13 protein-coding genes and 1 pseudogene are annotated in these 13,416 nt (G+C 49.3%); 2 read left to right on the top strand and 12 right to left on the bottom strand.

The annotated features are described in order from the left end of the window. Positions 1 to 13: 13 nt before the first annotated feature. From HP572_RS07875 to HP572_RS07900, 6 genes and pseudogenes are all read right to left on the bottom strand, one after another. Positions 14 to 1,141 carry an ABC transporter ATP-binding protein gene (locus HP572_RS07875; protein ID WP_044207782.1) on the bottom strand — a complete coding sequence of 376 codons (1,128 nt, stop codon included), beginning with the start codon at positions 1,139 to 1,141 and terminating at the stop codon, positions 14 to 16. Positions 1,142 to 1,154: 13 nt separating this feature from the next. Continuing rightward, complete coding sequence (locus HP572_RS07880) at positions 1,155 to 2,060, bottom strand: carbohydrate ABC transporter permease (protein WP_044207784.1); 906 nt, start codon at positions 2,058 to 2,060, stop codon at positions 1,155 to 1,157. After that, positions 2,053 to 2,943, bottom strand: a complete 891-nt coding sequence (locus HP572_RS07885) for a carbohydrate ABC transporter permease (protein ID WP_005968854.1) — start codon at positions 2,941 to 2,943, stop codon at positions 2,053 to 2,055. The genes HP572_RS07880 and HP572_RS07885 overlap by 8 nt, the downstream gene beginning before the upstream one ends. 47 nt (positions 2,944 to 2,990) lie before the next feature. Next, positions 2,991 to 4,622: a pectate disaccharide-lyase PelW gene (pelW, locus tag HP572_RS07890; RefSeq protein WP_127031028.1), complete on the bottom strand. Its 1,632-nt coding sequence runs from the start codon at positions 4,620 to 4,622 to the stop codon at positions 2,991 to 2,993. A 273-nt stretch (positions 4,623 to 4,895) separates the two neighbouring features. After that, positions 4,896 to 5,657: a 2-dehydro-3-deoxy-D-gluconate 5-dehydrogenase KduD gene (kduD, locus tag HP572_RS07895; RefSeq protein ID WP_044207793.1), complete on the bottom strand. Its 762-nt coding sequence runs from the start codon at positions 5,655 to 5,657 to the stop codon at positions 4,896 to 4,898. Positions 5,658 to 5,740: 83 nt separating this feature from the next. Continuing rightward, a pseudogene (locus tag HP572_RS07900) lies at positions 5,741 to 5,951 on the bottom strand (5-dehydro-4-deoxy-D-glucuronate isomerase); the annotation flags it as partial. Between the two features lie 317 nt (positions 5,952 to 6,268). Between HP572_RS07900 and HP572_RS07905 the strand changes: the two are divergent. Beyond that, on the top strand, positions 6,269 to 6,601 hold the full coding sequence (locus HP572_RS07905; RefSeq protein WP_010275594.1) for a cupin domain-containing protein: 333 nt from the start codon (positions 6,269 to 6,271) through the stop codon (positions 6,599 to 6,601). 102 nt (positions 6,602 to 6,703) lie between these two features. Here HP572_RS07905 and hxpB read toward each other — a convergent pair whose 3' ends face one another. Beyond that, positions 6,704 to 7,369, bottom strand: a complete 666-nt coding sequence (gene hxpB, locus HP572_RS07910) for a hexitol phosphatase HxpB (protein ID WP_240585276.1) — start codon at positions 7,367 to 7,369, stop codon at positions 6,704 to 6,706. A 306-nt stretch (positions 7,370 to 7,675) separates the two neighbouring features. Between hxpB and HP572_RS07915 the strand changes: the two genes are divergently transcribed. After that, on the top strand, positions 7,676 to 8,224 hold the full coding sequence (locus tag HP572_RS07915; protein ID WP_205550626.1) for a YniB family protein: 549 nt from the start codon (positions 7,676 to 7,678) through the stop codon (positions 8,222 to 8,224). 87 nt (positions 8,225 to 8,311) lie between these two features. Here the strand turns inward: HP572_RS07915 and HP572_RS07920 are convergent, their stop codons facing one another. The 5 genes from HP572_RS07920 to HP572_RS07940 all read right to left on the bottom strand — a co-directional run bounded on the left by HP572_RS07920 (position 8,312) and on the right by HP572_RS07940 (position 12,962). Then, a complete protein-coding gene (locus tag HP572_RS07920; protein WP_039469262.1) occupies positions 8,312 to 9,172 on the bottom strand; it encodes a fructosamine kinase family protein in 861 nt (286 codons plus the stop codon). 271 nt (positions 9,173 to 9,443) lie between these two features. Beyond that, complete coding sequence (locus tag HP572_RS07925; protein WP_240585277.1) at positions 9,444 to 10,301, bottom strand: metal ABC transporter permease; 858 nt, start codon at positions 10,299 to 10,301, stop codon at positions 9,444 to 9,446. After that, on the bottom strand, positions 10,298 to 11,161 hold the full coding sequence (locus tag HP572_RS07930) for a metal ABC transporter permease (RefSeq protein ID WP_010275570.1): 864 nt from the start codon (positions 11,159 to 11,161) through the stop codon (positions 10,298 to 10,300). The genes HP572_RS07925 and HP572_RS07930 overlap by 4 nt, the downstream gene beginning before the upstream one ends. After that, the gene (locus HP572_RS07935) at positions 11,161 to 12,051 is read right to left on the bottom strand and encodes a manganese/iron ABC transporter ATP-binding protein (protein WP_039315210.1); all 891 of its coding nucleotides are present in this window, start codon (positions 12,049 to 12,051) and stop codon (positions 11,161 to 11,163) included. The genes HP572_RS07930 and HP572_RS07935 overlap by 1 nt, the downstream gene beginning before the upstream one ends. Continuing rightward, positions 12,048 to 12,962 (bottom strand): metal ABC transporter substrate-binding protein, encoded by a 915-nt coding sequence (locus HP572_RS07940; protein ID WP_039469270.1) that lies wholly within the window; start codon positions 12,960 to 12,962, stop codon positions 12,048 to 12,050. The genes HP572_RS07935 and HP572_RS07940 overlap by 4 nt, the downstream gene beginning before the upstream one ends. Positions 12,963 to 13,416: the final 454 nt, after the last annotated feature.

The following is a 13,416-nucleotide window of genomic DNA, read 5'->3' on the forward strand; positions in this document are numbered from 1 at the left end:
GTTACTACTCCTGTTAAAGAGAGATATTTTTTTCTGTTTTTGCATCAAAAATATGGCATTTTTCCATGTCGAACTGGAAATACACCGGACGATGCAGTCCCTTCTCGATAATCAGCCGACCTTCGTCATAAGGAATACGGCTGGTTAATTCAAAGCCATCGACTTTAATGTACATAAAGAATTCGTGACCCATGTTTTCTACGCGAACCAACTCACCCTGTGAGTGGCTGCCTTCAAATGGCGTATCTGACACGGAAACATAGTCTGGGCGAACACCGAAGAAGACGTCTTGTCCGACATAGCTGCGGACTTTGTCTTGCTTCTCGCTGTTTAATACCAGCGCGTTGTTGCCCACCACAACGCCAATCTGACCGTCTTTCTCGACCAGTTTACACGGCTTGATGTTCATTTCTGGTGAGCCAATGAAGCCAGCAACGAACATGTTGACAGGGAAGTGGTACAGGTTGTCTGGCGTATCGACCTGCATGATGTGACCTAGCTTCATGACGCAGATACGGTCGCCCATGGTCATTGCTTCAGTCTGATCGTGGGTAACATAGACTGTTGTTGCTGCTTTACCGCTTTTCTTCAACTGCTTATGCAGGTCAGAAATACGGATACGCATCGAAGCACGCAGTTTGGCATCCAGGTTAGATAACGGTTCGTCAAACAGGAACACATCTGGCTTTTTAACGATGGCACGGCCTACGGCCACACGCTGTGCCTGACCACCAGACAGCTGGCGCGGCAGACGATCCATCAGGTCTTCCAGCTCCAGAATTTTGGATGCTTCAGCAACCTGCGCTTCAATTTGCTCTTTAGGCAGTTTGCTCAGCTTCAGACCAAATGCCAGATTCTCTTTTACCGTCATGTGAGGGTAGAGGGCGTAGTTCTGGAACACCATGGCAATCCCACGCTCTTTTGGCGCCAGATTGTTAACAACGCGCTCGCCGATACGGACTTCACCGCCGCTGATGGTTTCCAGACCCGCCAGCATACGCAGCGTAGTGGATTTCGCACAGCCAGACGGGCCGACGATAACCATGAATTCACCGTCTTTAATGGTCAGGTCGATGCCGTGAACCGCTTTGAAACCGTTGGTGTATACTTTTTCCAACTTTTTGAAAATAACTTCAGCCATGATAAATCCTCTATTAACCTTTAATTCCGCTGCTGGTCACGCCTTGTACGAAGTAACGCTGTGCCAGGAAGAAAACAATAATGGATGGCAGAATGGAGATGCTGGACATGGCCAGAATTTCATTCCACGGAGCGCCTTCAGTAACGTCGATAGACATTTTCAGCGCCAGCGCAATCGGATACTTATCCACGCTATAGACATAAATCAGCGGACCGATGAAGTCGTTCATTGACCACATGAACTGGAACAGCGCAACAGAGATGATGGCTGGTTTCAAAATCGGCACGACCACATACCACAGCACCTGGAAGGAGTTACAGCCATCGATCTGTGCGGCTTCTTCCATATCACGTGGTACCCCACGCAGGAACTGGATTAGCATGAACACAAAGAATCCTTGTGTTGCAAACGCCAGCGGCAAATACAGTGGTAGATAGCTGTTCAGCATGCCCATTTCACGGAACATGAGGTACTGCGGAATCAACAGTACGGTGCTTGGCAGCAGCATGGTAGTAATCAGCGTAGCAAACCAGAAGTTCTTCCACGGAATGTCAAAGCGAGCGAAGCCATAAGCCACAATCACCGAGGAAATAACGGTCAGAACCACTTTCGGAATCACATACTGGAACGTGTTAATCATGTAGTGACCGAAATTGTATTCCGTACCGGTTTTCCAACCGTTAACGAAACCGTCCCAAGTGGCGTGTTCTGGCCACAGACCCAACGTGGTGAAGATCTCATGGTTCGGTTTGAACGATGCTGAGAACATCCACGCCAGTGGATAAAGCATCAGCAAGCCAACGAACAGCAGAACCACGTAACGGATAGCGGCACTGATTTTTTCTTTACGCAGCGTGCGGCGTACTTCTGCAGCAGCAATTTCTTGTGCTGTCGTCAGGTTTGAATGCATGTCAGCCATTTTTTCCTCCTTTATCAGCGGAGTAGAACACCCAGTATTTCGACGACTTAAAGGAGATAGACGCAAATACCGCAACAACCAAGAACAGAACCCATGCCAATGCAGCACCGTAGCCCATATCAAAATACTTGAACGCCGTATCGTAGATATAGAGCGAGAACAGGTAGGTGTAGTGCGTTGGACCACCGCCAGTAATGACGTAAGGTGCCGTAAACTCCTGGAATGCCTGAGTGGTCTGCATGATAAAGTTAAAGAAAATAACTGGTGTAATCAGCGGTACCGTTACTTTCAGGAACATTTGCCATTTAGATGCACCGTCGATCATCGCCGCTTCATACTGAGATTGCGGAACGTTCTGCAATGCAGCCAGGAAGATAACCATGGCGGAACCGAACTGCCATACGCGCAACAGCGTTACCGACATCAGTGCCAGCGACGGCTCGCCCAGCCAGTTGATAGCGTCAAAGCCAAACACGCCGAGGAAGCTGTTTAACAAGCCATCGATAGCGAACAGTGCTCGCCACAGAACGGCGATTGCCACGCTGCTGCCCAGAATAGAAGGCACATAGTAAGCAGTACGGAAGAAACCGATACCACGTAATTTGAAATTAAGTACAAACGCAATTAACAATGCGAAGATTAATTTCAATGGAATGGTCAGAAATACATAGGCAAAGGTGACGCCCATGGATTTCCAAAAGAGATCATCTTCCAGGAACATACGGTGATAGTTTTCTAGCCCCGTAAATTCAGGCGGATTGATCAAATCATACTCAGTAAAACTGAGGATAAATGACGAAACAAAGGGGAAAGCGGTAAAAACTATCAGCCCTATAATATAGGGGGAGATATAGGCTAACCCCAGCATTCTGTTTTCATTCATAATGCTTACCTATTGATTAATTGTGAACCATTAAAAAAAACATAAAATTAAGCTGTTAATAACTCTGGATAAATTAATTCCACGTCATAAACAATTCTATTTTCCCCATTAACGTGAAAATCCCCGTGAACATATCCACCTTGTGTCAGATACGGTGGGATATCGTTTAATTTGTTGCGACAAGCGGCAACGAAAGTCAGTAAAGCCAGCGGATAGGTATCATCCAGACGAACATAACGATGCTGTGCGGAGCGAACGAACAAACCACGGTGGAAATGTTGTTCAAACAAAACGTCAGCCAACTGCGCGGCGTAATGTGCCCAGGATTCTGATTGTTTATGATCGGCCAGTTCGATAACGGTCAACAAAAGTACCGGGCTGGCGATGTGCTGAATCTCTTCTTTGTTCAGCCGTGTCAGCATGGTGTTAACTAGAGCATACAGGTCCTCATCGCCGCTCAGACGATAAGCACGAACCAGCGGTAATAAATAATCACCTTCTAATGCAAACGGTTTTAATTCCGTACCCGCTTTACCATAATAGCCATCGCGTTTAAAACGGTAGCCTGTCATGTCCTGGCCGTTGTTCCACATCGGGCGCAGTGTATTGCTGGTGACATCGTAGGCGTACTGATAGTAATTTTTTAGCCCTGAAATAACCCAGTTCAGCGTTTCTGCATCAGGCTGCGTGCGGAGAATATCCAACATTGCCAGTGGGTTATCAATCAGCAGTGGGCGCATATCGCGAAACAGCACATTGGCTTCACGCGCGATTTCACCGAACTCTGGGCCAAACTGGCGTTGAGCACGATCGCCAAACCAGGATTGCGTCTGGTTATCGTCTTCCGGCACCGGCTGGCGCTGCTGTGGTGAACTGAACTGATACACTGGCATACCAGTTTCTGGGTTGCGGGCCAAAACGTATTGGCGATAAAGATGTTTACCCCAAGCCGCGGCGTGACTATCGCCCGTATATTCTGCGTATTTGAATGCGGCATAAATCAGGTCTGTGCCAGCATTAACAAAAGTTAACCCCTTCGTTAATGGCAGAACAGGCCACTGTGCCGGATCGACGACATCATGGCGGGCATGCAGGAACACATTTGGATCGCGTTTTTTGCTGTAATCACCATGACGGCCTAGGTCCAGTGAATCCCAGTCTTCAACGTGTGCGTTCCAGAAACCCTGAAAGAAATTCAGCGTCTTTTCCGCATTAACACGATGCAACAACGCGTAATAGGGCAGGTGGTGTTTTAATTCATGCACCTGAGCTTTGGATTCTGGCCCTTCGCCTGCCAGCGTATCCAGATTAATAAAGCGGTGACCGCCCCAGAAGAACAGGCCGCTATTATCATCAACGAAATGATCCAGGAAATATTCGCTTTGTGCGATAGCGTGCTGCTGGTAACTCTCATTACCCGTAACGACGCTCATGGCACACAGCGTTCTTAGCCAATTTTGCTGGCTGGCAAAATTAGAAATAGGAGCGCTATGTCCATCTGGGAATTTCCACATCGCAGGTGCATAATTTTCCACATCAAAACCGTCAGCCAATAATAACGTCGGCTGACTTTGGCTGCGGCCTTTCTCCTGAACGCAGGCAATGTGGCTATCGAGTGCTGCAACCCATTCGTCGAGCTGCGATTTCCTGCTGGTGTATAAGCTTTCAAAAATACTCATGGAGTACCTTCTTATGGAACCGTGTGAACAGTTCCTTATAAATAGAAACACTGTTTTGATTGATTATATTGCGCTATTAACCTTGCCGTCATGCACGCAATATCGAAAGTGTGATCAAAGTCGGAACGTTGTTTTGATTTTTTTTAAGAAAGGATTTTGGCAGGAGAAAGAATCATTAAAAACGAAATAACAACTTGAAAAACAAATAAAAAGCACAACCGAAATTGTGCTTTTTATCGTAGGTTGGCGAAATGCCGCTAAGAAAGATTTCCCTTAGCGAGCCAGCCAGCCACCATCAACGGCAATCGTGTAACCATTGATGTAATCAGATGCGCTGGATGCCAGGAAGACGGATGGGCCCATCAGATCCTGTGGCAAACCCCAACGGCCAGCTGGGATACGATCCAGAATTTCTTTGCTGCGTTCTTCATCAGCGCGCAGTTGCTGGGTATTGTTGGTAGCCATATATCCCGGTGCAATTGCGTTGACGTTGATACCGTGTTTTGCCCACTCGTTCGCCATCAGACGGGTTACACCCATAACGGCGCTTTTTGATGCGGTATAAGAAGGTACGCGGATACCACCCTGGAAGGACAGCATAGAAGCGATGTTGATGATCTTACCGCCTTTACCTTGCTTGATGAACTGGCGAGCAACGGTCTGAGACATAAAGAAAACGCTCTTAATGTTCAGGTTCATTACGTCGTCCCAGTTCTTCTCGCTGAACTCGATCGCATCTTCACGACGGATGATACCGGCGTTGTTGACCAGAATGTCAACGTGACCAAATTCAGCAACAGCTTTCTCTACCAGCTCTGCATGACCAGAGACATTGCTCATGTCGGCGGTCAGGCTCAGGAAACGGCGTCCCAGTGCGGTGACTTTCTCGATAGTGTCTTTCGGTTCAACGATGTTGACGCCGACGATATCACAGCCTGCTTGTGCCAGACCGATAGCCATGCCTTGACCCAAACCTGTATCACAACCAGTGATCAGAGCAACTTTACCTTGCAAATCAAAAGAATTTAAAATCATATCTGTAATCTCTCTATAAGCGACAAAATACTTAGTCGTTAGCTGTTACTGTAGGGAACACCGGTAATTCCGGTTGAAAGCGATTAACGTAACTCGCTAACCTTGACGTGATCCATGTCACCGAAAACTTGATTCTCGCCAACCATGCCCCAGATAAAGGTGTAGCGTCTGGTGCTAACACCGGAATGCATCGACCAGATCGGTGAAATCACCGCCCGCTCGTTTTTTATTACTCTAATGACGGGTTTTCTTGCTGCTGCCCATCGTGTGGAAAACTGCCGTTTCATTACTAACCGTTCTTGTCTTGGTGAAAGCGCCGGGCGAAACAGATGATGCTGCGTGGCAGTGACAACGTCACCTGTTCCTCAATCTGCCCGGTTCTTTCTTGTTATGCGGGATGATAGTTTGGATGGGATGTGAATTCAATAAAAATGAAATAATGTTTTATTTATTTCTTGAGGGCCGTCATGGTTTTGCTTATTTTATGTTTCTTCTGGTACTGATGTGGCTAAAATGTCGCAATCCATAGTCATACCCTTGTTGTCGGTCATGCACGGTTTGTTGACGCAATAAAAGGTATGGGCAGTAAAAGCGTTAGAGGAGAGATGATGATGAGAAGATACTTTATTGATGATGAAACGCCATGGGAAGAGTTGGGCGGTGGCATTAAACGTAAAATCATGACCTGGAGCGATGAGCTGATGATGGTTTACGTGCACTTTGATAAAGGTGCGATTGGTACGCCGCACTTCCATGAAATCCACGATCAGATTGCTTATGTTGCTGCTGGCAGCTTTGAAGTCGTGATCGAAGGTGAGAAACGTATCCTGAAAACCGGCGATGCTTATCTGGCAGTGAAAAACGAGATGCACGGCGTGGTCTCGCTGGAAGACGGCAGCGTCCTGATCGATGCTTTCTCGCCTAAGCGAGCTGATTTCCTGTAATGCCTCAAAGCGTGGTCAGCCAGTAGACTGGCCACGCTTTCGTCATATCCCGCGATGTCTGCTTTTCTATTCTTTTACTTCTTTATTCCTACACCCAAATCCCTAGCCTAAATGTTCTGCGGTCAGCTGATTCAGGGAATCCAGCTTATAGTCTGCCAGCGCCCAGCGAGCGTCATCGCGAAACTCAGCCTGTGGAATAACGATTGAACGCATGCGTGCCGCTTTGGTTGCGATCATGCCGTTCACCGAATCTTCCAGCGTCACACATTGTGTCGGAGGAACGCCGAGTCCGTTTGCTGCATTCAAATACACCTCCGGATGAGGTTTGCTATACGGCAGTGTCTCGGCTGACATTAGGACATCAAAGTAGTGTTCCAGGTTAAACATTCGCAGCACCTGCTGCTGCATGCGGAGCGGCGAAGCGGAAGCCAGCCCGACTTTGATATTCTGTTCACGACACAGTTGCAGCGCATGTTCGACGCCGGGCAGGAGGGGGCGCTGTTCGGCAACGAGTTCAATCGCGCGATCGATAATACGACGGACAACCTCGTCCCGGCTTGGTGTCGCCCAAGGAGAGCGTTGATACCAGAGTTCAACCACCATATCGATGCGTAAACCCAGAGTATCTTTCATGGATTCTCGTAGTGAAATATCGACGCCAAGCGAGGCGATAACCTCCAGTTCGGCTTTGTCCCACAACGGTTCCGAATCAATCAGCAGCCCATCCATATCGAAAATCGCTGCTCGTATAGAAGAATCAAAGGACATACCACTGGCTCCGTCAGCAAAGGAAAAGAAAATTTACTGATAAACTATACCTTAAATAAGTTGAGTTGCAGGACGCTATGCGAGCATTTTGAACAACGTGAAGCACCGAGCGTCAGGGGTAGCCCTTTGGCAGGGCTGAATGACAGCCAACGTACACGTAGCGCGATGTATGACGGAGTCAATCGCTATTGTGGCCGATCAGGCGGTGCGGGAGATAAAGTGTTGACTGCGCGTAAAGTTACAGTAGGCTACCCGTCGTACTAAAACGATACATTACCGATGTTGCGTCGCTAAGAAGGGGTTCTCATGACGTATCAACAGGCTGGCCGTATTGCCGTCGTTAAACGCATTGCCGGATGGATCCTTTTTATCCCCGCGCTGCTTTCAACCTTCGTCTCGCTGGCTAATTATCTCTACGCTTATACCCAGAAAAAACAGGGGATTGATGCTGTTCTTCTGGATTTTGTGCACCTGATGGTCGATATGGTGCGCTTTAATACGCCTTTCCTGAACATTTTTTGGTACAACTCGCCAGTACCGGATTTTACGCGTTTTTTCAGTGGGGCGACGCTGATGTTTTGGCTGATCTACATCCTGATTTTTGTTGGCCTGGCGTTGCAGGTTTCGGGTGCCCGGATGTCTCGTCAGGCTAAGGCCATCAAGGAAGGTATTGAAGATCAACTGATTCTGGAAAAGATGAAAGGGGATGGCGGGAACACGCGTGAAACGCTGGAATCACGTGTGGTTGTGCCAGGACACACGATTTTTGTGCAATTCTTTCCGCTTTATATCCTGCCGGTGATTATCGCGGGTATTGGCTATCTGGTATTACGTTTATTAGGATTACCAGTCTGATTGACGGTCTGGCGCAACGATTGCGCCAGACGCCGTATTCTTCTCATCTTTAGAGCAAACACCTCATCTTAGTGCAGCTGCCCCGCCTTAGATCAAAAGCTGCCGTTCAATGAGCTGTTGCGCTTCAACTATATGTTTGCCGCCAAAAAGATTGGCGCGGTTAAGCAGATAATAAATCTGGTAAATGGGCTGGCGATCGATAAAGCCTTTATCCAGCGGCCACACGCTCTGGTAACCGTCATAAATCTGTGGGGGCAGGGCCGGATAGCGCGGCAGCATCGCTAAATCACATTCTCTGTCTCCCCAATAGCAGGCCGGATCGAACAGATAAGCGCCATCCTGACTATTCGCACAATTATCTGGCCATAGGTCACCGTGCAAGAGCGACGGCTGAGGTTGATGTCCTGCCAGACGTTCCTCAACGCGTGCGATCAGCGTTTCAATGTGACCAAAATGCATCCCTTTCTCCGCCGCCAACTGCAACTGCCAGCCAATACGCTGTTCGGCAAAAAAGGTCGCCCAGCGCCGCTGCCAGCTGTTTGGCTGAGGCGTTGTTGAGAGGTCGTTATCGAAATCCAGCCCAAATTGCGGCTGGTCACTCCACTGGTGCAGGCGTGCTAACTGTTCACCCAGGCACCAGGCGCTGTGCGCATCCAACGGTTTGACGGGAAGATATTGCAGAAGTAGGAAACTGTTATCGCGTGAGCTACCGACCCCGTAGACGGTGGGGACACGCACCGTATTACTGCGGCTCAGCAAATGAAGTTGATCGGCTTCAGCCGTGAATTTGGCCAGCATTTCACGACTATCGCATTTTACGAAGACGTCGTGCTCGCCGTAGCGGATGTACCAGGCCGGATGTATTTCACCGCCAGATAATTCGCGACGCTCCTGAATATCCGCAGCACCGTGATGTTCTTCCAAAAGTCGGCTGATAGCTTGCCACATAAGGTCATCCTCCCGTTGATGTTGCCTGATACCCTGCTGTTCACTGGGGTGATTCGTTTACGGTAACCCATTGAGCGCAATAAAAATGGAATCTATAGCACAGTGATAACCGATCGGTGGAGATAGCGCGAAACAAGTATAGTCGGAATTAAACACAACGGGGTTAGGATGGCGCTCAATCCGCTGATGAAGAAGTAAAAGAGAGATAACTGACGTAACCGGCGGTTGTTTTCCGGTTACGTCATACTAAGGGATTTATCGAGAGAAAGGGTTACAGTGCGTCGGTGATAGCCTGAGATGTTGCCTGGCGACGCAGTTTAAGCTGGTGGTAGGTCAGTGCTAACGTAAAGAACAGGGCCTGAACGATGACGATGCAAGGGCCTGTGGCGCCATCGATGTAGAAGCTGATCAAGGTGCCGGCAATACAGGAAATGACGGAAACCAGCGTGGCGACGAGAACCATCCGCTCGAAGCGCTTACAGACCATGAAGGCAATAATGCCCGGTGCAATCAGCATCGCAATCACCAGAATAACGCCGACGGCCTGTAATGATGCGACAATCGTCATCGCCAGCAGGCTTAGCAATCCGTAGTGCAGCAGCTTAACGGGCAGGCCGATAACGCGGGCATGATTGGGATCGAAGCAGTACAGCATAAAATCGCGGCGCTTTAGCAAGATGACGGCCAGCGTCACCCCAGCAATCAGTAAGATTTGCGTCAGCTCTTGCTGAGTGATACCCAGCACGTTACCAAACAGAATATGGTTCAGGTGCTGATCGGTATCGATGCGCGCAAACATCACGAGCCCCAGTGCAAACATGCCGGAAAAGATGATCCCCATGACCGTGTCTTCTTTGACCCGACTGTGTTCCTTCACGTAGCCCGTTGCGACCGCACAAAAAATACCGGAAACGAAAGCCCCGATAACTAATGGGATCCCCAGTAAAAACGCGACAACGATGCCGGGCAGCACGGCATGGGAAATGGCATCCCCCATTAGCGACCAGCCTTTCAGCACCAGATAACACGACAGCACGGCGCAGACTGTACCGGTGACGACGGCGGCGAGTAACGCACGCTGCATGAATGGGTAGGACAGGGGATCGATGAGCCAGCTAACGAGCGTCATAATGCATCTCCTGATTGATCGCGTAACCGCAGGCGGCGCGATGCCAGCAGCCCATGCTTGGGTGCAAAGACAAACGCCAACAGGAAGACGACGGTTTGCAACGTGACAATCACGCCGCCGGTTGCACCATCAAGGAAGAAGCTTAGATACGCCCCGACGGCGCTGGTGATCGCACCAAGTGCAATCGAAATCACCACCAGACGACCAAAGCGATCGGTGAGCAGGTAAGCCGTGGCACCCGGCGTAATTACCATCGCGATCACCAAAATCGCCCCGACAGTTTGCAACGCTGCGACCGTACAGGCACTCAGCAGCGTAAAGAACAGAATTTTCAGCTTCAGCGGGGAAAGGCCAATGGAACGGGCATGGTTCTCATCAAAGAACACGGCCAGCAGATCTTTCCACAGCAGGCAGAGAATCACGAACGTTACGCCGATGATGATTTCAACTTGCAGAATATCTTCGTCAGCAATGCCCAAAATATTGCCAAAAATGATGGACTGCACGTTAACCGATGTCGGGTTGAGCGAAATAATCAGCAGGCCGACAGCGAAAAACGTTGAGAAAATAAAGCCGATAATCGCATCTTCGCGCAATCGGGTAATGTGACGAATAAGCGTCATCGCCAGCGCGGCGAGCATGCCGGTAAAAAATGCACCCGCCGCGTAGGGCAGGCCCAGAGCATAGGCCCCTGCGACACCGGGGACGACCGAGTGGGAGAGCGCATCGCCCATCAATGACCAGCCTTTCAGCATCAGATACGCCGAAAGAAAAGCACACACGCCGCCGACAATCGCGCTGACCCAGATCGCCTTGACCATGTAGTTATAACTGAATGGCTGCAACAGGATATCGATCATCAGGGCTTTTTCTCCTCCGGTATCACGCGTGACGCAGGAGGATCGCTCTTGGTCGACCCATAGAACACAGCCGGACGTTCATCGTCTGTTAGCACCGTCACCGAACGGACATCGTCATCATCGTGAAGATGAGATCCCCCGAGGTTGATGTGTCGCAGAACACCACCGAACGTTTTCTCCAAATTGCTTTGGGTAAAGGTGCTGTGTGTCGGTCCTGCAGCTAAAACGGTGCGATTAACCAAAATAACGTTGTCACAAAACTCAGGAACGCTACCGAGGTTATGGGTTGCCACCAAAATCAAATGCCCTTCATCGCGCAAGGTGCGAAGCAGGTCGATAATAGCGTTCTCTGTTTTAACGTCTACGCCGGTGAAAGGCTCATCCAGCAGCAACACGCTGCCTTGTTGAGCAAGCGCCCGTGCCAGAAAGACGCGCTTTTTCTGTCCACCGGACAGTTCACCGATCTGGCGATGTTGCAGCGTTGATAGCCCGACACGCTCCAGCGACTCCGCTACAATAGCGCGATCCTGTTTACTGGGAATACGCAGGAAATTCATCCTCCCGTAGCGTCCCATCATGACCACGTCGGAAACCAGAACGGGGAAATTCCAGTCCACGTCTTCTGTTTGTGGAACATAAGCAACCAGATTCTGTTTCAGTGCCTGGTAGATCGGTTGCTGGTTGAGCAGTACCTGCCCTGAGGTTGGCTTGACCAACCCCATGATGCTTTTGAACAACGTTGATTTTCCACTGCCGTTTACGCCAACCAAGGCGCAAATCGTACCGCCAGTCAGAGAAAAAGAGGCATGGCGAATAGCCTGATGCCCGTTGCTGTAAGTAACCGAAACATCATTGACTTCTAATGACTGTACTGCTCGATCACTACTCATTGATTAAATCCTTTAGCGATAGTTTCCACCGTCACTTTTAACAGGTCGATATAGGTCGGCACGGGGCCTTTCTCTGTGGACAGCGAATCAACATACAGCACGCCGCCATATTTCGCCCCCGTTTCTTTACTGACCTGTTTTGCCGGCTTATCGGAAACGGTGCTTTCGCTGAATACGACAGGGATAGCCTTCTCACGTACGGTATCGATAACCCGACGCACCTGTTGCGGTGAACCTTGTTCGTCGGCATTGATTGGCCAGAGGTAGACTTCATTGAACTGATAATCTTTTGCCAGATAGCTGAACGCCCCTTCACTGGTGACTAACCAGCGCTGCTGTTCTGGGATACGGGCAAGACGCTCACGCAGCGGCGCGTCGAGAGCCTTAATTTTTTCCGCATAAGCTTTAGCGTTACGGTTATACGTTTCTGCATTCGCGGGATCGGCTTGCACCAGACCTTTGCGGATATTTTCAATATAGATTAATGCGTTGGAGGGCGACATCCAGGCATGCGGGTTTGGGTTGCCATTATAGGCACCTTCGCGGATAGGAAGCGGCGTGATGCCTTCCGTCACTACAACGGCGGGCACGTTTTTCACGTTCTCGAAAAAGCGCGTAAACCAGCGTTCGAGATTCATGCCGTTCCACAGCACCAGCTGTGCAGACTGTGTTTTAACAATATCGCGTGGTGTTGGCTGATAATCATGAATTTCCGCACCGGGTTTGGTGATGGACTCAACCGTCGCCGCATCGCCCGCAATATTCTGTGCGATATCCTGAATGATAGTAAAGGTCGTGATGACTTTAAGCTTTTCAGCCGCCTGAGCAGAGGTGCTGGCTAAAAGCAGTAAAGCGCACGGCAGCGCGATGCGACGGAATAGGGCAGGTAAATGAGCGTGAAAACCAATCATGCGGATATCCTTACAAACCGTGAAAGTGTTACTTGAGAATAATTATCAATATCATTTAAGTCAAGAGGCAGAGAAAGGCGGGGAGTGAATAATTGAGGGTGTCTCATGACACAAGAAATCACTGTTCGCAGGCACGTAGTACGCACTTGCGCGGGTAAGGAACGCATCATGCTCCTTTGATAACAGAAATGTTGCTTTAATTTAATGAATCGTACTTAAGGTTACAACGAAAGTCTAACGGTAACGGCAGTGAACTGTCGCGCGACTATACATAGCTATACACATGGTGAAATTTACGCCAAAAGAAGCGAGGAATCTGATGCATCCTTAAGAAAATACCGAAGACTGCCGATAAACCATAAAGAATGTGAGAGATGTCTCTATTGGATACGAAAGGATTGTAAGTGATATGAGCACAAAATCAGAGCGACGTTGGAAGCTGGCAAGTTTAGTC

It is taken from the genome of Pectobacterium sp. PL64 (genome assembly GCF_022477975.1).
GTDB classification, from domain to species: Bacteria; Pseudomonadota; Gammaproteobacteria; order Enterobacterales; family Enterobacteriaceae; genus Pectobacterium; species Pectobacterium jejuense.

Bases quoted from the DNA above. Each gene is read 5' to 3' on its own strand.
- HP572_RS07920 (WP_039469262.1), bottom strand. From the start codon at position 9,172: ATGTGGCAAGCTATCAGCCGACTTTTGGAAGAACATCACGGTGCTGCG.
- HP572_RS07875 (WP_044207782.1), bottom strand. From the start codon at position 1,141: ATGGCTGAAGTTATTTTCAAAAAGTTGGAAAAAGTATACACCAACGGT.
- kduD (WP_044207793.1), bottom strand. From the start codon at position 5,657: ATGATTTTAAATTCTTTTGATTTGCAAGGTAAAGTTGCTCTGATCACT.
- HP572_RS07940 (WP_039469270.1), bottom strand. From the start codon at position 12,962: ATGATTGGTTTTCACGCTCATTTACCTGCCCTATTCCGTCGCATCGCG.
- HP572_RS07930 (WP_010275570.1), bottom strand. From the start codon at position 11,161: ATGATCGATATCCTGTTGCAGCCATTCAGTTATAACTACATGGTCAAG.
- pelW (WP_127031028.1), bottom strand. From the start codon at position 4,622: ATGAGTATTTTTGAAAGCTTATACACCAGCAGGAAATCGCAGCTCGAC.
- HP572_RS07915 (WP_205550626.1), top strand. From the start codon at position 7,676: ATGACGTATCAACAGGCTGGCCGTATTGCCGTCGTTAAACGCATTGCC.
- HP572_RS07885 (WP_005968854.1), bottom strand. From the start codon at position 2,943: ATGAATGAAAACAGAATGCTGGGGTTAGCCTATATCTCCCCCTATATT.
- HP572_RS07935 (WP_039315210.1), bottom strand. From the start codon at position 12,051: ATGAGTAGTGATCGAGCAGTACAGTCATTAGAAGTCAATGATGTTTCG.
- HP572_RS07925 (WP_240585277.1), bottom strand. From the start codon at position 10,301: ATGACGCTCGTTAGCTGGCTCATCGATCCCCTGTCCTACCCATTCATG.
- hxpB (WP_240585276.1), bottom strand. From the start codon at position 7,369: ATGTCCTTTGATTCTTCTATACGAGCAGCGATTTTCGATATGGATGGG.
- HP572_RS07905 (WP_010275594.1), top strand. From the start codon at position 6,269: ATGAGAAGATACTTTATTGATGATGAAACGCCATGGGAAGAGTTGGGC.
- HP572_RS07880 (WP_044207784.1), bottom strand. From the start codon at position 2,060: ATGGCTGACATGCATTCAAACCTGACGACAGCACAAGAAATTGCTGCT.